This is a genomic window from Cryobacterium sp. Y11 (assembly GCF_002929535.1).
In the GTDB taxonomy this organism is placed as follows: Bacteria; Actinomycetota; Actinomycetes; order Actinomycetales; family Microbacteriaceae; genus Cryobacterium.
The window spans coordinates 128700-151696 of record NZ_PJJO01000059.1 but is presented as its reverse complement, the minus strand read 5'-3'; the positions used below and the strand labels follow the sequence as shown (position 1 = coordinate 151696).

The 22997-nt window shown below is 63.8% G+C and carries 23 protein-coding genes and 1 tRNA gene; 13 read left to right on the top strand and 11 right to left on the bottom strand.

Annotation, left to right across the window (positions count from 1 at the left end; all coding sequences use genetic code 11):
• Positions 1 to 8 precede the first annotated feature (8 nt).
• The gene (locus tag CXY75_RS14200; RefSeq protein WP_104083461.1) at positions 9 to 908 is read left to right on the top strand and encodes an ABC transporter permease; all 900 of its coding nucleotides are present in this window, start codon (positions 9 to 11) and stop codon (positions 906 to 908) included.
• 7 nt (positions 909 to 915) lie between these two features.
• Positions 916 to 1707 carry an ABC transporter ATP-binding protein gene (locus CXY75_RS14195; RefSeq protein ID WP_104083460.1) on the top strand — a complete coding sequence of 264 codons (792 nt, stop codon included), beginning with the start codon at positions 916 to 918 and terminating at the stop codon, positions 1705 to 1707.
• Positions 1708 to 1802: 95 nt separating this feature from the next.
• On the opposite strand, the gene CXY75_RS14190 is transcribed toward CXY75_RS14195, so the two are convergent.
• Complete coding sequence (locus CXY75_RS14190; protein WP_104083459.1) at positions 1803 to 2417, bottom strand: TetR/AcrR family transcriptional regulator; 615 nt, start codon at positions 2415 to 2417, stop codon at positions 1803 to 1805.
• Positions 2418 to 2519: 102 nt separating this feature from the next.
• On the opposite strand from CXY75_RS14190, the gene CXY75_RS14185 reads away from it, so the two are divergent.
• The 4 genes from CXY75_RS14185 (at position 2520) to CXY75_RS14165 (ending at position 9673) form a co-directional block, all read left to right on the top strand.
• Positions 2520 to 3557 carry an NAD(P)-dependent alcohol dehydrogenase gene (locus CXY75_RS14185; RefSeq protein ID WP_104083458.1) on the top strand — a complete coding sequence of 346 codons (1038 nt, stop codon included), beginning with the start codon at positions 2520 to 2522 and terminating at the stop codon, positions 3555 to 3557.
• A 506-nt stretch (positions 3558 to 4063) separates the two neighbouring features.
• Entirely contained in the window at positions 4064 to 7543 is a 3480-nt protein-coding gene (locus CXY75_RS14175; RefSeq protein ID WP_104083457.1) for a DEAD/DEAH box helicase, read from the top strand.
• Between the two features lie 217 nt (positions 7544 to 7760).
• A complete protein-coding gene (locus CXY75_RS20565; protein WP_104083456.1) occupies positions 7761 to 9083 on the top strand; it encodes a glycosyltransferase 87 family protein in 1323 nt (440 codons plus the stop codon).
• Entirely contained in the window at positions 9080 to 9673 is a 594-nt protein-coding gene (locus tag CXY75_RS14165) for a histidine phosphatase family protein (RefSeq protein ID WP_233201923.1), read from the top strand. The genes CXY75_RS20565 and CXY75_RS14165 overlap by 4 nt, the downstream gene beginning before the upstream one ends.
• Before the next feature lie 133 nt (positions 9674 to 9806).
• On the opposite strand, the gene CXY75_RS14160 is transcribed toward CXY75_RS14165, so the two are convergent.
• The 5 genes from CXY75_RS14160 to dnaK all read right to left on the bottom strand — a co-directional run bounded on the left by CXY75_RS14160 (position 9807) and on the right by dnaK (position 14963).
• Positions 9807 to 10994, bottom strand: a complete 1188-nt coding sequence (locus CXY75_RS14160; protein ID WP_104083454.1) for a class I SAM-dependent methyltransferase — start codon at positions 10992 to 10994, stop codon at positions 9807 to 9809.
• Positions 10995 to 11060: 66 nt separating this feature from the next.
• Entirely contained in the window at positions 11061 to 11474 is a 414-nt protein-coding gene (locus CXY75_RS14155; protein WP_104083453.1) for a heat shock protein transcriptional repressor HspR, read from the bottom strand.
• Between the two features lie 2 nt (positions 11475 to 11476).
• A complete protein-coding gene (locus tag CXY75_RS14150; RefSeq protein ID WP_104083452.1) occupies positions 11477 to 12472 on the bottom strand; it encodes a DnaJ C-terminal domain-containing protein in 996 nt (331 codons plus the stop codon).
• Complete coding sequence (locus CXY75_RS14145) at positions 12465 to 13079, bottom strand: nucleotide exchange factor GrpE (protein WP_104083451.1); 615 nt, start codon at positions 13077 to 13079, stop codon at positions 12465 to 12467. The genes CXY75_RS14150 and CXY75_RS14145 overlap by 8 nt, the downstream gene beginning before the upstream one ends.
• Before the next feature lie 9 nt (positions 13080 to 13088).
• Entirely contained in the window at positions 13089 to 14963 is a 1875-nt protein-coding gene (gene dnaK, locus CXY75_RS14140; protein ID WP_104083450.1) for a molecular chaperone DnaK, read from the bottom strand.
• Positions 14964 to 15158: 195 nt separating this feature from the next.
• On the opposite strand from dnaK, the gene CXY75_RS14135 reads away from it, so the two are divergent.
• Both CXY75_RS14135 and CXY75_RS14130 read left to right on the top strand, forming a co-directional pair.
• Entirely contained in the window at positions 15159 to 16469 is a 1311-nt protein-coding gene (locus tag CXY75_RS14135; RefSeq protein ID WP_233201922.1) for an MFS transporter, read from the top strand.
• Between the two features lie 51 nt (positions 16470 to 16520).
• On the top strand, positions 16521 to 17321 hold the full coding sequence (locus CXY75_RS14130; RefSeq protein WP_104083448.1) for an isocitrate lyase/phosphoenolpyruvate mutase family protein: 801 nt from the start codon (positions 16521 to 16523) through the stop codon (positions 17319 to 17321).
• Between the two features lie 34 nt (positions 17322 to 17355).
• Here CXY75_RS14130 and CXY75_RS14125 read toward each other — a convergent pair whose 3' ends face one another.
• Positions 17356 to 17877, bottom strand: a complete 522-nt coding sequence (locus CXY75_RS14125) for a hypothetical protein (RefSeq protein ID WP_104083447.1) — start codon at positions 17875 to 17877, stop codon at positions 17356 to 17358.
• Between the two features lie 48 nt (positions 17878 to 17925).
• On the bottom strand, positions 17926 to 18507 hold the full coding sequence (dcd, locus tag CXY75_RS14120) for a dCTP deaminase (protein WP_104083446.1): 582 nt from the start codon (positions 18505 to 18507) through the stop codon (positions 17926 to 17928).
• A 71-nt stretch (positions 18508 to 18578) separates the two neighbouring features.
• Here dcd and CXY75_RS14115 point away from each other — a divergent pair.
• Positions 18579 to 18649 (top strand) — tRNA-Gly (locus CXY75_RS14115).
• Between the two features lie 40 nt (positions 18650 to 18689).
• Here CXY75_RS14115 and CXY75_RS14110 read toward each other — a convergent pair.
• Together CXY75_RS14110 and CXY75_RS14105 are read right to left on the bottom strand one after the other, a co-directional pair.
• On the bottom strand, positions 18690 to 19328 hold the full coding sequence (locus CXY75_RS14110) for a dihydrofolate reductase family protein (RefSeq protein ID WP_104083445.1): 639 nt from the start codon (positions 19326 to 19328) through the stop codon (positions 18690 to 18692).
• Positions 19329 to 19402: 74 nt separating this feature from the next.
• Positions 19403 to 19924, bottom strand: a complete 522-nt coding sequence (locus tag CXY75_RS14105) for a methyltransferase type 12 (protein ID WP_104083444.1) — start codon at positions 19922 to 19924, stop codon at positions 19403 to 19405.
• A gap of 139 nt (positions 19925 to 20063) precedes the next feature.
• Between CXY75_RS14105 and CXY75_RS14100 the strand changes: the two genes are divergently transcribed.
• Positions 20064 to 20945: an NAD-dependent epimerase/dehydratase family protein gene (locus CXY75_RS14100; protein WP_104083443.1), complete on the top strand. Its 882-nt coding sequence runs from the start codon at positions 20064 to 20066 to the stop codon at positions 20943 to 20945.
• A gap of 7 nt (positions 20946 to 20952) precedes the next feature.
• Here the strand turns inward: CXY75_RS14100 and CXY75_RS14095 are convergent, their stop codons facing one another.
• Positions 20953 to 21420 (bottom strand): MarR family winged helix-turn-helix transcriptional regulator, encoded by a 468-nt coding sequence (locus tag CXY75_RS14095; RefSeq protein WP_104083442.1) that lies wholly within the window; start codon positions 21418 to 21420, stop codon positions 20953 to 20955.
• A 267-nt stretch (positions 21421 to 21687) separates the two neighbouring features.
• Here CXY75_RS14095 and CXY75_RS14090 point away from each other — a divergent pair, with 267 nt between their 5' ends.
• The 3 genes from CXY75_RS14090 to CXY75_RS14080 all read left to right on the top strand — a co-directional run bounded on the left by CXY75_RS14090 (position 21688) and on the right by CXY75_RS14080 (position 22945).
• On the top strand, positions 21688 to 21963 hold the full coding sequence (locus CXY75_RS14090; protein WP_104083441.1) for a hypothetical protein: 276 nt from the start codon (positions 21688 to 21690) through the stop codon (positions 21961 to 21963).
• Positions 21964 to 22078: 115 nt separating this feature from the next.
• Entirely contained in the window at positions 22079 to 22342 is a 264-nt protein-coding gene (locus CXY75_RS14085) for a GlsB/YeaQ/YmgE family stress response membrane protein (RefSeq protein ID WP_104083440.1), read from the top strand.
• Positions 22343 to 22534: 192 nt separating this feature from the next.
• Positions 22535 to 22945: a DUF4383 domain-containing protein gene (locus CXY75_RS14080; RefSeq protein ID WP_104083439.1), complete on the top strand. Its 411-nt coding sequence runs from the start codon at positions 22535 to 22537 to the stop codon at positions 22943 to 22945.
• The last annotated feature ends 52 nt before the right edge of the window (positions 22946 to 22997 follow it).

Genomic DNA, 22997 nt, shown 5'->3' with positions numbered 1-22997 from the left:
CTGACCAGATGAACGCGGCTCTCGAACTCGGCCTGCTCTACGGAATCATGGCGTTGGGTGTCTACCTGACGTTTCGAATCCTCAACTTTCCCGATCTCACGGTCGATGGAAGTTTCACGACCGGAGCCGCGGTGGCCGCATCACTCATCATCAACGGCGTGCCAGCTCCCCTCGCCACCCTCGCCGGGGCGGCGTCGGGAGCTGTGGCTGGCCTGGTCACCGGCGTGCTGTACACCAAAGGCCGCATCGACGGCCTGCTCGCTGGCATCCTCACCATGATCGCCCTCTGGTCGATCAATCTCCGCATCATGGGCAAATCGAACCTGCCGCTGCTCCGCGAGGACACCATGATGACCCCGCTGCGTGACGCCGGTCTGCTCGGCGGGGTGTGGAGCATCCTGATCTTCGCCGTCGCAGCCCTCGTCATCAAGTTCGCCATCGACTGGTTTCTCAGCACCGACCTCGGCCTGTCCATTCAGGCGACCGGCAACAACGAACAAATGATCCGCAGCCTCGGCGTGAACACCCACCGCACGACGATTCTCACGCTCGCGATCTCTAACGGACTCGTTGCCCTCTGCGGCGCGCTGATTGCGCAGTATCAGGGCTTCGCCGACGTCAGCATGGGCATTGGCCTCATTCTGGTCGGACTCGCCTCGGTCATTGTCGGCCAGGCCGTCTTCGGGCGTCGCACCATCTTTCTCGCCTCGCTCGCCGTCATCGGCGGCGCCGTTATCTACCGTCTAGTGATCTTCTTCGCCCTCGGTGCCGGCCTCAACCCCAACGACATGAAGCTCATCTCGGCGCTGCTCGTCGTCGCCGCGCTGCTGCTGCCGCGCTGGGGCTTCTTGAAACGCGTGCCATCGCTGCGCCACATGCGTTCCGCTGCCGCCGTCAAAGCCAACTAGGAGTTTCATGCTGCTCATCCAGAACATCACCAAGACCTTCTTTCCCGGCACGGTCAACGAACGCGTCGCCCTCAACGACGTGTCGCTGCATCTAAACACCGGCGATTTCGTCACCGTCATCGGCAGCAACGGCGCCGGCAAATCCACCCTGCTCAACATGATCAGTGGCAAGTTGCCCATCGATTCCGGCGACGTGTCAATCGACGGCAGTTCCGTCAAGCGGATGCCCGACTACGCGCGCGCCGCCTACGTCGGCCGCGTGTTCCAAGACCCGATGGCCGGCACAGCGCCCGACCTGAGCATCGAGCAGAACCTCGCACTCGCGCTGCGCCGCGGCCAGCGGCGCGGACTGTCCTGGGGCGTCACGCACAAGCGCCGCGCCTTTTTTCGCTCGGAACTACTCTCGCTCGAACTCGGCCTCGAAAACCGGCTCAAGGCCCGGGTCGGGCTGCTCTCCGGCGGCCAGCGCCAGGCCCTGTCGCTGCTCATGGCAAGCTTCACCCAGCCGCGCATTCTGCTGCTCGACGAGCACACTGCCGCCCTCGACCCGCAGCGGGCGGAACTGGTCACGACGCTCACCAAGAGCATCGTCGACAAGCACCACCTGACCACCCTCATGGTCACGCACAACATGGAACAGGCTCTGCGCCTCGGCAACCGGCTCATCATGATGCACGAGGGCCAGATCATTCTCGACGTCGATGCCGAGCGCAAGGCCGTGATGACTGTGCCAGACCTCCTCGCCGAGTTCGCGAAGATCAAGGGCGCGTCCCTCGACGATCGGGCGCTGCTCGGGTAGCAGCCGACCGGCTAGAGCCAAGCCGACGTTTTGTGCACTCGGCACGCTAGAAACCCTATCGTGGAGTGTTGGACGAGAGGGTGGCTCCTGTGATATCAATCCCATGAATCCCACCACTGCGGGCTCACCGCGAGCACGATATCTACCGCGCCGTCGAGGTCGTCAAGACCACCGGAGGTGAGCCACGCTTCGGCTGCAGCCACGGTTCCGCCGGCCGCGTAAGCGACCGCCATTTCAAAGGCTGACGCAGAGAGTGGAGCGAGATCGACGGGAATGATTTCGGGATGGCGACGGAGGTGGACCGCGAGCATTTCCCGCACCGGTTCAATGAGTACGGATCGGAGGCGACCACTGAGGCTTCCGCTTGCTGCCATCCGATACAGCGTTGCGTGTGTGCGCACGTGGGTCAGAAAGATGCGAGTGGGTCCCGCAAAAACGTGGTTATCTGAACTCAGAGGCCTCGGCTCGGAGTGGGCCGTTGCTGAGTTCAGAAGATCACCGAACTGTCCAAGGGCATCTGCCAACTCGGTGTGCAAGGCCGTCGCGATCAGATCAACCGGATCGCTCGCGTGACGGTAGAACGTGTCTCTGCTGATGCCCGACGCTTTCGTGATGTCGGTGACAGTGATTTCGCCGATGTCTCGCTGCTCGGCCAGCGCGTAGGCGGTGGCAACAAGTGCGTTGCGCGAGCGACGAGTACGGGCGTCCATGTGTGAATTTTATCCGACAGCACTTATCTGACAAGTGTCAGATAAGCGTAGGGTGAAAGAGAGGCTGCACACCTCAGCCTCGACCTTGAGAGGATTTAGCAAATGCAAGCACTGAAGCTCGTAAGCTCCGGAAAGATGGAACTCCAAGACGTTGCGCTGCCTGAGTTCGGGCCTGAAGACATTCTGATGAAAGTCGCCGGCGCTGGGCTATGCCACTCCGACCTCCATCTTCTGCACGCAGGCGACGATTGGCCATTCTTTGGCAACACCGTCGGTCATGAGGGTGCCGGCTGGGTGGAGGAAGTTGGATCTGCCGTCGAAGGCTACGCCAAGGGCGACGCTGTACTCGTCAGTGTTATCTGGTCCTGTGGCCACTGCCGCGCCTGCATTCAGGGGCGCGACAATGAATGCCAGGTAAATGGAAGTCGACTCCAATTCCCCACTACGCCTGGCATCGGCCCCGACGGTGCGATGGCGGAATACCTGGTCGTGAAGGCACGCCACGTCGATAAGATCGGTGGCCTCGATCCCGTCAAAGCGGCCCCGCTTGCGGATGCCGGTGTGACCCCGATGCACGCCATCAACACCGCACGCGCGCGTCTCACCCCCGGCTCAACCGCGGTTGTCATCGGTGTTGGTGGCCTCGGTCACCTCGGACTGCAGATTCTGAAAGCTACCAGCGGCGTGCGCATTATTGCGCTCGACAGCGATGACTCCAAGCTTGAACTCGCGAAAGGGCTCGGCGCTGACCTCGTACTGAAGAGCGATGGCAGTGCAGCCCAGCGCATTCTTGACGAGACCGACCAGTATGGCGCCGACGCGGTATTCGACTTCGTGGGAATTCAGCCAACCGTTGACCTCGCCAGGGCTGTTATCGCTCCCGGCGGTGCGCTGCGTTTCGTCGGCCTCGGTGGCGGTGAATTCACCTTTTCGGTCGGTATCGGCCAATCGATGCCCTGGGGCATGGATGTGCAGATGTCGTACGGTGGAACACGTTCCGACCAGCAGCAAGTTATCGCGCTCGCCCAGCAGGGCAAGCTTGGTGTTGAAATAAACGAATACCCGCTCAGTGACTTTCAACGAGCCTTCGACGATCTCGAAGCTGGGCGCATCACCGGCCGCGCGGTACTCATTCCGTAGCGGCCTTGCCGACTAAAGACGCGTTCCCCAGCCGGGTCGACTTACTGGCATTGCCTAAACGGTGGGGATAGTGCCACCGTCCACCTGGAATTCAGCCGCGGTGGTCCCCACCGGTGGTCCGCCCTGCGCAGCATTCGAGATCGCCTTCCCTGTTTCATGGTCGTGATATTAGGGTCACTGCGCTCGCCCCTATCCCCATGCAACGCCTCGGCACCCCGGTGAGATCGCTGAGGCGACCGCTTTTCTCGCCGGCCCCGGCCGCTGGGTCAACGGCCAGGTTCTATACGCCAACGGCGCCGCCTACTAGCGGCCGAGCAGGCCTCGCACTTCGCCCCACCAGTATCGCGGCACTCGTTAGAGTTCGGGGCACTCCTAGTTCGGAGTGCCGCCATCGCCAAGGAGTGCCGCGAGAGCGGCGGCGGGGCGACACCATGTTCAGCGAGGCCATTCAGCCTCGCGTGAGACACTGAGGGTTGGTCCCTTTTTCCTACGGAGCTCCCCCACCTATGGCCCATTCCCTCAGCACCCACGAGATCGCCCGCATCGTCGGCAGCCAGTCGTTCTCGCGCGGTGAACGATACGCCCGCAACGGACACGTCACCGAACAGTCCTGGGCCCCGTCGGGAACACAGCTCACCGGACGCGTCAGCGGTACCAGTCCACAGCCCTACACCGTGCTCGTCTCCTTCACGCTCAATGCCGCTGGCCAGGCGGTTCGGGCCAGCGGAACCTGCACCTGCCCGATGGGCAGCAATTGCAAGCACGTCGCCGCCCTGCTTCTCGCCAGCCGCAGCACCCCCGCCGAGTTGAACGCCGAGCGCACCGCCTCCAACGTGCGCGCTATTGGTGACCGTCGCACCCCCGTCTTCGAGTCGACCTTCGTGCCGTCCGCTTACCAACCACCAAGCCCCGCCCCCGTCATCCCCATCCGCCCACCGGTACCCGCCTGGCGTGCAGCCCTGACCCCGCTCGCCAAGCCGACCGGCGGCGAGACGGCAACGAGCACGGCCCTCGCGCTGCAATTCGACCTGCTCGACCCCGCATACAGCCCCAGCCGACGACCCGGACCCCGTCGCCTCGGCGCGCGTCCCATGGTCATGGGCAAAAAGGGCAAGTGGATTCGCGGCAACCTCACCTGGGACAACCTGTCCTGGACCCCCGGCACCTACAATCGCGGGCACCGCAAAATTCTCAACGCCCTCTACGCCCTCTCGGCCACCGGGCAGCGCTATTACAGCTACACCGACCACTGGCTCTACCTCGACCACTTCGAAAACAAGGCCCTCTGGGATCTGCTGCACGAAGCCCAGCTGAGCGGCCTGCCGATGGTCTGCGCAACGGATGCCCAGAATCCCGTTCTCCTCTCCCCGTCGCCGGCCTCGCTCGAAGTCGACATCCGGCGGGACGACGCTGGCCTTCAGCTGACCCCGCTGCTCGTGCTGAACGAGAAGCTCCACCGCGGCGCCGAATTTGGTTTCATCGGTGATCCGGCGCACGGCGCGTACACCTTCACAAACCCCGCCGATCCGCTGGCCTCTGGCATGCAGCTCACCCTCGCGCCGCTGGGTACCCCGGTAAGTTCCGAGATTCGTGCCCTCGCCGTGACCGGGGGCTTCGACATTCCGGCCGACGACGAGCCAGCATTCCTCGCGGATTTCTACCCCTTTCTGCAGCAGAAGCTCGCCCTGACCAGCCACGATGCTTCATTCGAGCTGCCCAAGACCGCACGCCCGCAGCTCCACCTCGCCATCACCCATCTAACGGATGCCCGCATTACCCTGGCTTGGGAATGGCAGTATGTCGCGCCCACCGACCAGGCCGCGGCCGCCTCGGTGAGCGCGGCCGCGGCATCCGCTGCCGAAGTCGACCCGGCCCCAGCGACCGAAATCGCCCCCACTCCCGTGCTCTACCGCCACCCCCTGCGCCCCACCCCCGGAGACACCCGCTTTCGCGATGCCACCCGAGAGCGCGACACGCTGCGAGACGCCGAACGCACGATCCATTCGTTCGAACAGCTCTGGCAACTCGCCACGCCGATCAGCACCGCCCGATTGCTCGAACACTCCGAGCTGCAGGGCGCCGTCATGATCTCCTTCCTCGGTGAAGCCGTGCCGAAGCTCACCGAGGAAGGCATCGTCGTGCAGGTCTCGGCCGACGCGCCCAGCTATCGCGAGGCCGACGAAGCGCCCGTGATCAGCCTCGCCACGACCGAAAGCACCGACACTCGGGACTGGTTCGATCTCGCCGTCACCGTAACAATCGAGGGCGAAGACATTCCCTTCGACGACCTGTTTCGGGCGCTGGCCACCGATCAGGACCTGATGATCCTCGACAGCGGAACCTATTTCAGCCTCGACCGGCCGGAACTGCAGCAGTTGCGGCGCCTGATCGAAGAGGCGCGCGGCCTGCAAGAGAGCAACGCCGGTACGCTCGGTCTCAGCCGTTTTCAGGCCGACCTCTGGGACGAACTGCAGCTGCTCGGTGTCGTCGCCGAACAGGCCGCGACCTGGCGGAGCGCCGTCGAAGGGCTGTCGGAGGCCGCGCCTATCGCCGAGCGCCCACTCCCGCCGGCCGTGCACGCCACCCTGCGGCCATACCAGCAGTCCGGTTTCGACTGGCTCAGCTTTCTCTACGACCACCAGCTCGGCGGCATTCTCGCCGACGACATGGGGCTCGGCAAGACGCTGCAGGCCATCGCGCTGATCGTTCATGCCCGCGACAGCCAACGCGCCGTGGATGGCGCCGCCCGCAAGCCGTTCCTCGTCGTCGCACCCACCAGCGTGGTCTCGAATTGGGCCACCGAGTGCGCCCGGTTCGCTCCCGAGCTGGCGACAGCAGCCATCACGCAGACCGCCGGCAAGCGCGGCACCGGCCTGCAAGACGTAATGGGTGAAGCGGATGTCGTAATCACCTCATACACGCTCTTTCGGCTCGATTTCGAGGAGTACAACGCCCAGGACTGGGCCGGACTACTGCTCGACGAGGCCCAGTTCGTCAAGAACCACCAGAGCAAGGCGCACGTCTGCGCCCGCCGCCTGCGCACCCCGTTCAAGCTCGCCATCACCGGCACCCCGATGGAAAACAACCTGATGGAACTGTGGTCGCTGCTCTCCATCACCGCGCCCGGCTTGTTCCCGAGCCCCAGCCGTTTCGCCGACTACTATCGCAAACCCATTGAGACGGATGCCGACAGCGACCGGCTCGCGCAGCTGCGCCGCCGCATCCGTCCCTTTATGCTGCGACGCACCAAAGCCCAGGTGGCCAGCGACCTACCCGAGAAGCAGGAGCAGGTCCTCGAACTCACCCTGCACCCCCGACACCGCAAGGTCTATGACATGCACCTCGCCCGGGAACGCCAGAAGGTGCTCGGTCTGATCGAGGACATGAACGCGAACCGGTTTGAAATCTTTCGCTCGCTCACCATGCTGCGCCAGCTGAGCCTCGACGCGAGCCTGTACGACAAGAAGTACGACGCCATTCCCTCGACCAAGCTCGACGCGTTGCTTGAACTACTCGAGGACACCGTCGCCGAGGGGCACCGCACCCTCATCTTCAGCCAATTCACCCAGTACCTCGGCAAGGCCCGCGACCGGCTCGACGCGGCCGGCATCAGCTACTCGTACCTCGATGGCAAGACCCGCAACCGGGCCAAGGCCATTAGCGACTTCAAGGAAGGCTCGAGCTCGGTCTTTCTGATCAGCCTCAAGGCTGGCGGTTTCGGCCTCAACCTCACCGAAGCCGACTACGTCATTTTGCTCGACCCGTGGTGGAACCCGGCGACCGAGGCGCAGGCCGTCGACCGCGTGCACCGTATCGGCCAAACCAAAAACGTCATGGTCTACCGCCTCGTCTCCAAAGACACCATTGAAGAAAAGGTCATGGCCCTCAAAGCCACCAAGGCCCGCCTATTCGAAAGCGTCATGACCGACGGCGCCCCCCAAGGCACAGCCCTCACCGCCGCCGACATCCGCGAACTCCTCGCCTAACCAGCCGCTGCATTGCCCGGATTCACCCGTCGACCGCGAACGCACCGGCATCCACTTCTAAGCTTCCGTGCCGGGCGTGAAAACCCGCGCCCATAAGCCAGCAGGCGTGTTCCGAACATGGGCCCCGTGCACGAGCGCCCCACTCGACACCCAAGGTTTACCCATCACGCCTACACTGCAGGCGACAGCCCGCCCCGCGCCCTGCAGAAAAGGTAACATGTCCACAATCGTCGAACGCGTTGACGCCCGCCTGACTCGGACACTCACCCCAGGCCGCCGTCTCGCCCTGCAACGTCCGCGTACCCTCGCGCTGGGGTTTCTCAGCCTGCACGCCGTTTTTCTCATCGCCCTGCTCCCCACCATCCTCACCGGCCGCGTGCTCGGCGATCTGCCGCTCTACCGCACCTGGGCCGAACTTGGCCTCGAGCACGGGTTCTGGCAGGGCATCGACACCGTGTGGGTCTACCCGATCGGCGCGATGCTGCCGATCGCCTTCGCCGGCATTGCAGGTCCCCTGCTCTACCAACTGCTCTGGTTTCTGATGACGGCCGCGCTGAACGGCGTCGCCGTCGGGGCTCTCACCGACTGGGGTCGCCGTCGCGGCGGCTACAAGTCGGCCTGGTATTGGCTGCTCGCCTCGTTCCTGCTGAGCCCGGTCGGGCTGCTGCGCCTGGAAGGACTCACCGCCCCGCTGGTTATCGTCGGGCTCGTACTGCTCGCGCGTCGCCCCATCGTCGCTGCAGCAGTGCTGACCCTCGCCACCTGGATCAAGGTCTGGCCGGCCGCCGTATTCCTGGCCGTGGTTACCGTGTCGCCACGCCGACGCACGGTGGTGCTCACCGGGGCGGTCGTGTCGGCCGGGGTAGCGGCATCCGTGTGGCTGCTGGGCGGTGTGCAATACCTCACCGGATTCGTGACCGAACAGACCGACCGCACCCTGCAACTCGAAGCGCCCATTACCACCCCGTGGGTGTGGCTGGCCACGCTCGGCCAGCACGACACGGTCATTTACGAAAACTTCGCCATCGCGACCCGCGAGGTGAGCGGCCCCGGTACCGGTCTGGTCGCCTCGCTCATGACGCCGGTCATGTTTGCCGCCATCGCGGCGATCTTCGTTCTCATGGTCATTGCTCACCGTTGGCAAGCGGATACCGCTCAGCTGCTACTTCTTGGATCCCTCGCCCTGGTGGGCGCATTCATCGTCTTCAACAAGGTCGGGTCCCCGCAATACATGCTCTGGCTCGTGCCGATTGTCGCGGTCGGCGTTGGCCGCAGCTGGTCGGTATGGCGGGTGCCCGCCATGCTGATGCTGGCCATCTCGGCCCTGACCACCCTGGTCTTTCCCATCTTCTACCTCCCGCTCATCGACGGCGATCTGTTTTCGCTGCTGCTGCTCACGGCACGGAATACACTGCTCATCGTGCTGCTCGGCTGGACCGTTATGGCGCTTGCCCAATTGGTCTGGGCCGCGCCGCGGCGCGCGGCCGTCGCACCGGCCCGGCGCGCACTCCCCGTCAGCCAAGGCAGAATAGAGGGGTGACCACGACGACTACCTTCGCCCTCATTCGCCACGGCCAAACCGATTGGAACGCCGCCGCGCGTATCCAGGGCGCCACCGACATCCCGCTCAACGACGTGGGACGCGGCCAGGCAGCGGATGCCGTCGCTCCCCTCAATCGCTACGACTGGGACTTCATCGTGTCATCCCCGCTCTCCCGCGCCGCCGAAACCGCCGACCTGATCGGCGCGCAACTCGGCCTGGCCGCGACGCGACGCCTGCCAGCACTGGTCGAGCGCAACTACGGTCCGGCTGAGGGCTTAAGTGCCGGCGCTGACCTTGATGCCCTGCGTTTTCCCGGCGGATTCCACGGCGCCGAGACCGAACAGGCCGTCGCCACTCGTGGCGTCGACGCCCTACGCGAGCTTGCTCGCGAACACCCCGGAGCCCGCATCATCGTGGTCGCCCACGGCACGCTCATTCGATTGAGCCTGGAAAACGCCCTTGACCAGCCCATCGGCAGCATCAGCAACGCCTCGCTCAACCTCGTTCAACATCATCGCGCACACGCCGATGGCCAGGTCGCTTGGCAGCTCGACCTGCTCAACGGTGAAGCCCTCGTTCGAGTCTGACTTCCGCGCACACGACGTCGACAAACGGATGCCGCGGCCCCGCTAGATCCGCACCCGGTGCCGAAAAGGCCCCCATGCACTGATCGAGCCCACCGAGATCACCAGAGAACCGCCGCAAGCCGCCCCGAAAAAGCTACCGACCGGTCGACACCGTCACCGTGAACTTGGTGTTGCGGCCGACCTGACGGGTCGAGCCGACGATGCGGGTAAGCATTGGGCGGTAGCCGAGGTGCGTGTTCCATACCGTCCACAGCTCCCCGCCGGGCGCGAGCACCCGCGCCGCGTCGATGAACAGCTTCTCGGCCAGGCCAGCGTGCACGGAGGCACCAATATGAAACGGCGGGTTGAGCAGAATCAGGTCGGCCGAGTCATCCGCTTGACCAGACAGGCCATCGGCACGTACCACGGTCACCCGTTCGGCGAGCGCGTTGGCATCGATCGTCGCCCGAGCGGATGCGACGGCCACGGCTGACTGGTCCGTCGCGAGTACCCGCAGTAGCGGACGCTGCGCCGCGAGAGCCGCGGCGAGCACGCCGGTGCCGCAACCAAGATCAATGGCGCGCTCGGCGTCGGGCTTCATGCGGTCGAGCACCTCGAGCAACGCCCGGGTGCCGATGTCAATACTGGTGCCGGCGAAGACTCCGCCGTGTCCGCGCACGGTCAGGTCGACATCGTCGTGGCGTTCTGTGTGGGGCCAGCCGGTGTGCGGCCGATCCGTGGCCTCGGCGGCGAGCGGCGCGGAGGCAATGAGCACGCGGGACTTCTGGCGGGCTGGGCGCACGTTGAGCGCGCCAAAGTGGCGGCGCAGCACCTCGTTCATGCTCACGGTCATGTGCTTGATCCGACCGCCGGCAAAGACGATCACGTCGGGGGCGGCGTACTTGGCGATGGCGCCGGCGATCTCGTCGAGTGCGTCGAGGCTTTTCGGCAGCTGCAGCAGCACGACGTGGGCGTCTTTCAACAGTTCTTCGCCGAGCGGAAGTGATCGGTAGGCATCCGTCAAATTGACGCCGGAGGCGTTGCTGTCGAGCGCGTATTCGCCGGAGAGGGCGTCTTGGTAGACGCGAATGCTGCGGGCATCGTGCAGCGCGGCGGCGCCGAGGGTGAGGGCGCCATAGCGGTCCTCGAGCACGACGACTCCACCGGAACGGTAGGCGGCCAGCGCGCCGGCGGCCTCATCGAGAATGAGGCGGTCGCTCGCGTCGACGGCGAACAGATTCTCCGCTTCGATGTCCGGGCGACGCCGCAAACGGTCGAAATCAAATTCGTTAGCGTCGTCTTTGCGCGGTGCGGAACTGGCTGGTGTGCCCGATTCGGACATCGATCCCCCTGAGAGTGGTGCAGTTGTGCTGGTGCAACAAGCTGAAAAAAAATGTGTTGGAACTAACTATGGTCTGGGCTGCCGCCAGATGACAATCTGATTGCTACGTCTGGTGCGAGTGCCCGCCTTCATCGAAATAACATCACCGGCCGAGCCAGCCGCGAAAACGCGGCGGCCCGGACGGTTCAGTAGCTCGTCAGCGAGTGTCGATTCCAACTCGCGTACGCGATTTTCGAGCCCGCGCACGTGATCCTCGAGTTCGAGGATACGACGGATGCCTTCCAAACTCACACCTTCAGAGCCCAGTTCCGCAATTTCACGGAGCTTTGCCACGTCGAGCATGGAGTAACGGCGGCTCTTACCGGGGGTGCGTTCCGGGCTGACGAGGCCCAGGCGATCGTATTGGCGCAGGGTTTGCGGATGCATTCCCGCAAGCTCCGCCGCCGTCGAAATCACGAAGACCCGGGTGTTCTCGTCCATACTCAGTCCTGTGCCCGCTTGAGTAGGTCATCACGCGGATTCTCCTTGGGTAGCGCCTCGGCGAAGGCGGCGAGTTTTTCTTCCGCATCCTTCGAGAGGTGCGAGGGTACCGCGACCTGTACTACGGCGAGCAGGTCGCCAGCGCCCTTGGCCGTTGTAACACCCCGGCCCTTGACTCGCAGCACGCGGCCCCCCGGAGTGCCCGGAGTAACGCGCAGCCTGACCGGGCTGCCGCCGAGTGTTGGCACCTCGATTGTCGCACCGAGGCTCGCCTCCACGAACGTTACCGGCACGGTCACGCGCAGGTTCAGCCCTTCTCGTTCAAAAACCGGATGCTTACGCACGGTAATCGTCAACACGATATCGCCGGTTTCACCGCCGTCGGGGCTCGGCTGCCCCTTGCCACGCAGGCGAATCTTCTGCCCGTCGGCGACTCCGGCAGGGATCTTCACCTTGATCGGGCGGCCATCTTGGGTTTGCAGACTGATCTGGTCGCCCTGAATGGCCGTGATGAAGTCGACGGTCGTCGACGCGATCACGTCGCGGCCGCGAGTCGGAGCGCCCGAGCCGCGATACCCGCCGGTCGAGTGGCCGAAACCACCGCCACCACCCCTGCCGAACATACCCCCGAGAATATCGTCGAAGCCGCCCTGCTCGTAGGAATAGCTCTGCTGACGGCTTCCGCCGCCGAACATGCCTCCGAAGGCGTCCTCGAATCCACCACTCTGGGCCCGGCCGCCGGGCGCGGCGAACCGCGCCCCGCTTCCCATGGCCCGCACGGCGTCATATTCCTTGCGCTGCGCGGCATCGGCCAGCACCGAGTGCGCCTCGGACAGCTCTTTGAACTTCGCCTCAGCTGCAGGGTTGCCCGGATTGGAATCCGGGTGGTACTTGCGCGCGAGCTTGCGGTACGCCTTCTTCAACTCGGCCGCAGTGACATCTTTCGACACCCCGAGAACCTTGTAGAAGTCCTTGTCGAACCAGTCCTGGCTAGCCATCGCTCGGTACCTGAACGACGACCTTGGCCGCGCGCAGCAGCGTTGAACCGAGGTAGTACCCCGTCTCCGCGACGTCGCCGACGGTTTCAACATCGACAGTTGCGCTCGGCTGTTGGAAGATCGCCTCGTGCATGGTCGGGTCGAAGGGGTCGCCCACGGCGCCAAATGAGGTCAGGCCGAGGCGTTCAACGCTCGAGCGCAGTTTGGCCGCGATCGTGGCGAAGGCCGAGTCTGGCACGAGGTCGCCGTGCTTCTCAGCACGGTAGATATCGTCGAGGACTGGAATGAGCACCTTGACGATATCCCCGGTCACGCGCTCTTTCTCGATCGCTCGGTTGGCTTCGGTGCGCCGACGGTAGTTAGCGTACTCGGCCGTAACGCGCTTGAGGTCGGCGAGGTGTTCGCTCGTCGGCTCCGCAACTTCGCGCTCTGCCGCGTCGAGAATGTCCTGAACGGTCAGTTCATCTTCTTCGATCCCGTCGGCCGAATCGTCAGCTTCGGCACTGTCGGGTACAGATGCGGCCGCTGCCGCGTCCGCCGCGGCGGCGCCGTCATCGGGCACCCCCGCAGCGGACGCGTCGTTACCCGGATGTTTCTTGTCAGCCATAGTTGCGGCCTACTTCTTCGTCTCGTCTTCGTCGTCGTCAACAACCTCGGCGTCGACAACGTCTTCGTCCTTGTTCTCTTCGGCGGGAGTTTCGTCGGCGCCGGTTTGCTCGGCGCCGGCTGCGGCATCCGCTTGGCTGGACTTGTAGATGGCTTCGCCGAGCTTGCCCTGGCTTTCGTTGAGCTTGTCGAACGCGGTCTTGACCGCGTCGTCGTCGTCGCCAGCGAGAGCGGACTTGAGGGCATCAACATCGCCCTGCACCTCGTTCTTCACGTCTTCTGGAAGCTTGTCGACGTTGTCCTTGATCAGCTTCTCGATCGAGTAGGCAAGCTGCTCGGCCGTGTTGCGGGTCTCGGCGACTTCGCGCAGACGCTTGTCTTCGGCGGCGTGCTCTTCACCCTCGCGCACCATGCGCTCGATGTCTTCCTTCGCGAGCGAGGAACCGCCCGTGATGGTCATCGACTGCTCGGTTCCGGTGCCCTTGTCCTTGGCGGACACGTGCACGATGCCGTTGGCGTCGATGTCGAAGGTCACCTCGACCTGCGGAATTCCGCGCGGCGCCGGCGCGATGCCGGTGAGCTCGAAGGTTCCGAGGTTTTTGTTGTCGCGGGTGAACTCGCGCTCGCCCTGGAATACCTGAATCGCAACGGACGGCTGGTTGTCGTCGGCCGTTGTGAAGGTTTCGCTGCGCTTGGTCGGGATGGCGGTGTTGCGCTCGATCAGGCGCGTCATGATGCCGCCCTTGGTCTCGATGCCGAGGCTGAGCGGGGTGACGTCGATGAGTAGAACGTCCTTGCGCTCGCCCTTCAGCACGCCGGCCTGCAGAGCGGCGCCGACGGCGACGACCTCGTCGGGGTTGACGCCCTTGTTCGGGTCCTTGCCGCCGGTCTCGCTCTTGACGAGCTCGTAGACGGCGGGCATCCGGGTGGAACCACCGACGAGAACGACGTGGGCGATGTCGCCGACCTTGACGCCGGCCTCACGGATGACGTCCTGGAAGGGCTTCTTGGTGCGGTCGAGCAGGTCTTCGGTCATCTTCTCGAACTGGGCGCGGGTCAGCGTCTCATCGAGGTTGGCCGGGCCGTTTTCGGTCAGCGAGAGGTAGGGCAGCTGGATGCTCGTCGACATGCTGCTCGAGAGTTCTTTCTTGGCCTGCTCGGCGGCTTCCTTGAGGCGCTGCTTGGCGATCTTGTCCTTGGACACGTCAACGCCGGTCGTCTCCTTGAAGCGCTTGATCAGGTGATCAACGATGCGCTGGTCCCAGTCGTCGCCGCCGAGGCGGTTGTCGCCGGCGGTCGAACGCACCTGGATGGTGCTGAAGTCGTCGTCTTTACCGACCTCGAGCAGAGACACGTCAAAGGTTCCGCCTCCGAGGTCGAAGACCAGAATGAGCTCGTCTTCCTTGCCCCGGTCGAGGCCGTACGCCAGTGCGGCCGCGGTGGGCTCGTTAATGATGCGCAGCACGTTGAGTCCGGCGATCTCGCCGGCCTCCTTGGTGGCCTGACGCTCGGCGTCGTTGAAGTACGCGGGCACGGTCACGACGGCGTCGGTGACCTTCTCGCCCAGGTACTGCTCGGCGTCACGCTTGAGCTTGGCGAGAATACGCGCCGAGATCTCCTGCGGGGTGTACTTCTTGTCGTCGATGGCGACGTTCCAGTCGGTGCCCATGTGGCGCTTGACGCTGGAGATGGTGCGGTCGACGTTAGTGACGTTCTGACGCTTGGCGGTTTCTCCGACGAGAACCTCGCCGTCCTTGGTGAACGCGACCACCGATGGGGTGGTGCGCAAGCCTTCAGCGTTGGCGATGACGGTGGGTTCTCCACCTTCGAGCACGGCCACCACAGAGTTGGTGGTTCCGAGGTCAATACCTACTGCACGAGCCATCTGGGTTGTTCTCCTTTTATTCACAAACAAAGCATTTTCAAGACTTGAGTCTCGTTGGCTCAAGTATTTCAGCGCCCGAGCGTCCCTGTCAATTTCTGCGGCTGAAAGTTGAGTGTGAGTGGCTCAAGTTTCGTTCGAGCGGATGCCGCATCCCGACGCATCCCGATGTTTACCACTGAGCAGTAGATTATGCACATGATCGAGACAGTCGCCGTAGAATCCGGTACCACTCCCAGGCGCGGGCGGGTGGTGGCCTGGGCATTCTGGGACTGGGGTTCGGCGGCGTTCAACGCCGTCGTCACGACCTTCGTTTTCACCGTGTACATCACGGGCTCCTCCTTTGGCGACGAAGACGTCATCTCAGCCCAGCTCGGCTGGGCGCTGGCGATTGCCGGCCTGGTGATCGCAGTCCTCGCCCCGATCACCGGGCAACGCTCAGACACCTCGGGCCGCCGCAAGTTCTGGCTCGGCATCAATACGTTCATAGTCGTCCTGCTCACCGCAGCCATGTTTTTCGTGCAGGCCAGCCCAAGTTATCTGTTGCTCGGGCTGTTTCTGGTTGCGGCCGGCAACGTCTTCTTCGAATTCGCAGGCGTCAACTACAACGCCATGCTCGCGCAGGTGTCGACGCCACGCACGATCGGCAAGGTCAGCGGATTCGGCTGGGGCATGGGCTACCTCGGTGGCATCGTTCTGCTGCTCATCGTCTACTTCGGTTTCATCTCGCCCGAGGTCGGTCTGTTTGGCGTGACCGGTGAGAACGGTCTCGCCGTGCGGGTCTCCATGCTGCTCGCGGCTGTCTGGTTCGGCCTGTTCGCGTTACCCGTGCTGCTGCGGGTGCCCGAGTACCGAGCGCCCCGGGCCGCCCGTCGCAAAAAAGTCAGCTTCTTGCACAGCTACATCGTGCTCGGCCACGATATTGCCCGGCTCTGGAAGACCAGCCGCCAGACGGTCTACTTTCTCATTGCCAGCGCGGTGTTCCGCGACGGTCTGGCTGGCGTATTTACCTTCGGAGGCGTGCTCGCAGCATCCGTTTTCGGCTTCTCCCCCGGCGAGGTCATTATCTTCGCGATCGCGGCCAATGTGGTCGCCGGTATCGCGACAATGAGTGTCGGCGCGCTCGACGATCGGCTGGGGGCCAAGCCCGTGATCATGACCGCTCTGGTCGGCCTTCTCGTGAGCGGCCTGCTGGTGTTTTTCTTGCACGATGGCGGGCAGATCGTGTTCTGGACGGCGGGTCTGGCCCTCTGCCTATTCGTTGGCCCGGCCCAATCGGCCAGCCGTACCTTTCTGGCCCGACTCATTCCGGTCGGCCGCGAGGGCGAGGTCTTTGGGCTCTATGCCACGACCGGCCGGGCCGTGAGCTTTCTCGCGCCGGCTGCTTTCGCGTTGTCGGTGACGATCTTCGGCGAGACTTACTGGGGCATTCTCGGCATCATGCTCGTGCTGCTCGTCGGCCTGTTGCTGCTCATTCCGGTCTCGGCCAAGCAGCAGCAGATCCGCTAACGGCAGACAGTTTCCTCGCCAAAGCGTAAAAAGCCCGGCAGACTGAAACGCATGACACTTACCCAGCTCCAGAAAGCCGAACTCCTGCTCTCGCTGCACGTGCCCGGCGAGCCCCTCATCGTGACCAACGTGTGGGATGCCATCACTGCCAAGGTCGTGGCCGCTGCGCCCGGCGTCAAGGCCCTCGCCACCGCGAGCCATTCCATCTCGAACGTGCGTGGCCTGCCAGATGGCGAGGGAATCTCGCTGGACGAGGCAATCCGTGCGGCCACAGTCATCGCCGGCGCCGTTGACCTGCCGGTCTCGGCCGACTTCGAGAAGGGCTACGCACCGGATGCTGCCGGCGTGACCCGCAACGTGCGTCGCCTCATCGAGGAATCCGGCATCGTCGGCCTCAATATTGAGGACTCCATCGGCGCCGAGAAGGCCCCACAGTTCGACATCGAGACCGCAGCAGCCCGCGTTGCCGCGGCCCGGGCCGGCGCCGAGCAGAGCGGCATTCCGCTCGTTATCAATGCCCGCGTCGACACGTTGGCCGGAGGCGGCGATTGGGACGAAGCCGTCGCCCGCGCCAACGCCTACCTCGGCGCCGGTGCCGACGTTATTTTCTTCCTCGGCCTAACCGACGAAGACAAGGTGTCGCGCGCGATAGAACAGGTCAAGGGCAAAATCTCGGTGATCGGCGCGCCGGGTCTCGTTCCCCTGAGGCGCCTCGCCGAGCTGGGGATCAGCCGAGTCAGCTTTGGCCCTGGCACCCTCGCTCTGACCCTCGCGGCCTTGCAAGCCGCAGCCACGAACCTCACCGCCCTCGGCGACTACCCGGCCGACCTCGGGTTCACGTTCGCCCTGTAAGCCGCCCGTGCATCGAGGCCATCGTCATCCGTTTTCAGCGGATGCGGGTGGCCTCGTTGTGCGCGACGAGCTGCCAGGTCGCGCCCTCGTCGGCCGACACCCACCCCTCCCACTTGTAGCTCTCGGGCGTGATGGCGGTGAAATTCCAGCGGATCGGGCGGCCGTCGGTGCGAGTGCCTTCTTGCCTCACGCCGTGCCGGTATGGGGTAGCCACGAGCTGGCAGTATTCGCCCTGCGCTGGAGCGAAGTAGCTCACCCGCCAGGCGCCAGCGAGGGAATCGTAAACGCGAACGGTGGTGGCGACGGTTTCAAATCCAGACGGATGCGTCGTGCTCGCAACGATCTCGACGTCTTGCACGGCCCGGCCGTCGAGGATGAATGCGACCATCCAGACGAAGTCGCGTTCGACCCACTCACCGGTCGCCTCATCGAGCCGGCTGCCCTTGGCAGCCCAGGAACCGACCAGCTGGCCGAAACGGTGCATGCGCCCGGGATATTCCGGCGTTGGACCGTGCGCAATGAGCGCCTCGTCGAATCGGGTGGGCATAGAGGTCATATACGGATTTTACCCGATGCGACGTTACGTGCGGATTACTGGGGCCGGTCAGCGGTCGATGGTGGTGCGGTGAAAGTTTTGGAACGAGCGCGAGGCCGTCGGGCCACGCTGGCCCTGGTAGCGGGAACCGTATTCGCTCGAGCCGTATGGCTTTTCGGCCGGGGAGCTGAGCTGAAAGAAGCACAACTGGCCGATCTTCATTCCGGGCCACAGTTTGATCGGCAGCGTCGCGACGTTGCTCAGCTCCAGCGTGACGTGCCCAGAGAAGCCAGGATCAATGAAGCCGGCGGTGGAGTGCGTGAGCAGACCGAGGCGCCCGAGTGAACTCTTACCCTCGAGCCGTGCTGCCACGTTGTCTGGCAGGGTGACCTGCTCGTAGGTGGCGCCGAGCACAAACTCGCCCGGATGCAGAATAAACGGTTCGTCGGGCTTGGTCTCGATCAGGCGGGTCAGCTCTGGCTGGTCCTCGGCCGGATCGATGTAGGCGTACTTGTGGTTGTCGAACAGTCGAAACAGGCGGTCGAGGCGCACGTCGATGCTTGATGGCTGGATCATCGCCGGGTCGAGCGGCTCCAAACCGATTCGTCCAGCGTCGAGTTCAACCTTGATATCGCGATCGGAGAGCAGCACGGTTTTAGCCTAGCGGCGGTGAGTTGATATGCTGGCACGGTTCCGATTGTTGATCAGCCATGGTCGGGCGCGCGGATGTAGTTCAATGGTAGAACTTCAGCTTCCCAAGCTGATAGCGCGGGTTCGATTCCCGTCATCCGCTCCCTACAGAGCAGTCGCGTCGCCAGATCAGACGGCTGGTATCAGTTGGCACGCTCCGCTGAGCCCATGTCGTCCGTCACCGGCACCGAGCCCTTCCAGCCGTACCGCAGCAGAACTGCGCCCTTCTGTGACGCGCGCTCGGCAGCGATCAGCTCCAGCGACGCAGGCGGGCCGTCGGCGGGGAACAGGCGCTTGCCGGCACCGACCACGATCGGGTATACCCACAGGTTCAACTGGTCGAACAAGCCGTGAGCGACGAGGGTACGAGCGAAGTCGATGCTGCCGATCACATGGATCTCGTGGTGCCGGTCGCGAAGTGCGGCCAGCTCCGATACCAGATCACTGCCGAGCAGGTGCGAGTCGCGCCAGTCAAGTTGTGGTGCACCCCGCGATGCGACGTACTTGGGAATCGCGTCGAACTTGTGCGCAATGTCAGCGTCCGGGCCATCCAGGTGCTGCGGCCAATATCCCGCGAAGATGTCATACGTTCGCCGCCCCAGAAGCAGGGCATCCATGGTCTGTATCCCCTCGCCCACCTGAGAACCATCGGTTTCGTCCATCAGAGGTGCCTGCCAGCCGCCGAAGGCGAATCCGCCGTCGCTGTCTTCGTCGGGGCCACCGGGTGCCTGGGAAACTCCGTCGAGCGTGGTGAACAGGTCGATGTGAATTCGCCCGGACATGTCGGCCTCCTGTCATGTGGCTTGTGCCAACATGCTGCCACTCACGATCGTGCTGTCAAGAGACGACGACGCAGCTAGTTGGCGCCCACGTCGTGGCGGTGATGCACGATGTCATGCAGAAAGTAGGCCCCGAGCGTCGCCGCGGTAAACGATGGACCGTCGCTGCGGCGCGCGGTGCGCTGCCGGGCATCCGCTGGCACAACGGCAAAGCTCGTAGAAACGGATGCCGCAGCCGCAGCCAGCTCGCGGCCCACCGTTTCCGGCACCTGTAGCTCGTACCGCTTGGCAATAGCCGTGGCGTCCTGATCCCAGTTCGCCAGCATCGGGTTCTCCTCGGTGAGCACCAGGCGCAGTCGTTCATCGAACAAACGACAAACATCGCGCACGTGGGCCGCGTATTCCAGGGGCGACCAGGTGTGGTCGTTCGGGCGCACCGCGACATCCGCTCGCGCCAGCACCGCGCTCCAGGCTGCGGCGTTTTCGCGAATCAAGCGGGGCAGGTCGTCGAAGGCCACCTCGCTCGCCCGAAATCCACAGTCGGGGCAGGGGCGTTCGAGCACCCAGGTCCAGTCAGACGTGTCAGGAACAATAGCCATGGCTTCATGGTACCGGCCACATTTTTCCGCGCGTCGATCTCAAAATTGACGTTCACAGCACACGCGTCACCTCAAAGGCAAACGTGAAGCTAGATTGAGGTTTGGGTCCGACAGACGCCCGCGCCAGCAGAGGAGACAGATGACCGTACTAATTGCCGGATGCGGCGACCTCGGCACCGAGGTTGGCCTGCGATTCGCCCGGCTGGGCCACCGAGTGGTCGGCCTGCGCCGAAACGCCAGTGTGCTCCCCGCAGAAATCACCGGCCAATCGATCGATTTGAGCCTCACGAAACCGGTCATTCCGCCGGACACCGAGTTCGTGGTCGTGGCCATTTCGGCCGACAGCCCAACGGTCGCGGCGTATCGCGCCGCCTACCTCGACGGCCTGCGCAACCTGCTCGACGCCCTCGATGAGGCTCAGGTCACGCCGCGCCGCGTGCTGCTGGTGTCGTCGACGGCCGTCTACGACGTCAACGATGGCAGCCGGGTCGACGAGCACACCCCGGCAAATCCTCGGCCAGGCACCGATTCAATCGTGCTCGATGCCGAACGGATGCTCCACTCGCGCCTCCCTGCCGCCACCGTTCTGCGTCTGGCCGGCGTCTACGGCCCCGGCCGTGAACGCCTGATCAGGCAGGTACGAGCCGGTGCCGAGCTCTCCGCCCAGTCCCGTCACACCAACCGCATCCATCGGGACGACGCAGCCGCCGCGATCGTGCACCTGCTGCTGCGCTCCGAGCAGCCGGCGACACTCTATCTCGGCGTGGACAACGCCCCGGCGACCGGCAATGAGGTGCTGACCTTTCTGGCCGCCGAGCTCGGCCTGCCAGCACCGACCCTGGCAGTACCGACCCTGAAGGAGAAGCCGGCCCGAGAATCAGCCACCCGGGAAAGCCAGCGCGGTGGCGACAAGCTCCTGAGCAACCAGCTACTGCGGACTACCGGCTTCACTTTCACGTACCCGACCTATCGGGAGGGCTACCGCGCCATCCTGCAGGGGCACGCTATCCGCCACTCGTGACTGTGGCCTAAACGACCAGGCTCAGATCGGCGTCCGCATCCACGGTCTGCGCTATTGCGGCCAGCATGGCGCCCAGCCGCGCCTGATCCGCCGGACTCACATCGCGCATGGAGTGGGCCATGAGCGCCTCAAAGTCGTCGTAAATTCTCTGCGTGAGCTGCACTGCGGTGGGCGTCAAAGTCAACAGCAGGCTGCGCCGATCGTGCGGGTGAGCCTCGCGCGTTAGCAGCTGCAAGGCCACGAGGCGATTCGAGATGGCAGTGACGGCCCCGGTGGTCATTTCCATCGATAGCGCGAGCAATTTCGGGGTGATACTTCCCGCTTCGGCCACCCGAGCCACGGCCCGCAGCTCACTACCAGTCAGGCCGCTCTCGGTCGCGACCCGGTTTCGATTGCGATCCAGGGCGCGCAGAAAAGCTAAAGCGGATGCCGACAAGGCGTCTGGGGTGCGTCCGGAACTGTCCCGACCGTACATTCGTTCTCCTGACCTCTGGCCTGTCCGTTTCGCCCAACTTCAGGCGCGCACAATCGCCCGTTAGGGCATCCTGTTTTGTCAGTGTAGCGGCTAGATCAATTTGTAAGTTTCTTTATTTTTAAATAGTTTACTGTTTGAGATAAATCCCGTATATTGAATGTCGCGCTCCGGTCCAGCGACGCGCACTCGTTCGATGGCATCACAGCCACCCGCAGTCTCTACCCGGCGGCGCGATTACGCCCTTGTCTCAATGAAATGGACCATGCAATGCAGAGCTACAGGTTGACGATCAATGACGACTGGTTTTACCTGTCTACGGAGTACAACATTGCCGACCTGAAGACGGCGCTCTCCGCCGCCGTGCACAGTGGGGGCGGCTTTGTCGACGTGGTCAGTTCTATGCGGTCGCACGTCTCAATGCTGATCACCGCGCACTCCACGGTCAAGATCGAAACGATCAACGCGATCGACCTCCCCGATCTGGGCGACGACACGACGGTAACCAGCACCCAGTACCTGGATGACAACTACTGGCTGGACTAAACATCCGCTGATTGCGACTGCCTGCCAACGCCATTGACGCCCCGGATGCCCGCGGGTAAATTCACTCGCACGGCATGCGTGCAGACCGCACCTCAACAAACGGAAAGGTAATCTCATGAGTTTCTTCGGATTCCTCCTGCTCGGTCTTATCGCCGGTGCCATCGCGAAGGCGATCCTCCCCGGCCGCCAGGGTGGTGGTTGGTTTATCACCCTGCTGCTTGGAGTCATCGGCGCCTTCCTCGGCGGGTGGCTCGGCGGGCTGCTGTTCAATGTCAACCTCGGCGAATTCTTCTCACTGACCACGTGGGCCCTGGCCATCGTTGGTTCGCTGATTGTGCTGCTCATCTACGGCGCGATCACGAACCGCCGCAAGGCCTGATCCGTCTCAACACGAGTCGCGGCCCGCGCGTCACCCAATTTTTTTGGGTGACGCGCTGTTTTCTTTATCTCACCATGTCCGCTTCCCCCAAACGGGGAGATCAGGGCCACAATTAGTACCAATCCGAAGCAGATGGAGCTCCGAACACATAGCAACCACGCTTAGCCGTGAATCACATAGGAGGCACCTGAAATGCGCACATCACCCAATCGCCTAATCGCCACCGTCTTCGGCGCGGTCTACGTTCTCGTCGGCCTACTCGGCTTTGCCGTCACCGGCAGTGTCGGCTTTATTGCCACCGAGGGCGGATTGCTCCTCGGCATCTTTGAGGTCAACCCGCTACACAACATCGCGCACCTCTTGATCGGCGCCGCGCTGCTCATCGCCGGCCTCTCCAACGTCATGGCGGCCAAGGCCACCAACACCACGATTGGTGCCGTCTATCTGCTCCTCGGCATCGTCGGATTCTTCATTGCGAGCACCTCGCTGAACATCCTGGCGCTCAACACCGCCGACCACTTCCTGCACCTCGCCAGTGCGATCGTGCTCCTCGGTGTCGGTCTCACCGCTGATAAAACGGTTCGCAGTACGACCAGCGTCTAACCCACCACAACGCACCGCCCTCCATCCCTTCGCGCATCAAGATAGCAGGAGC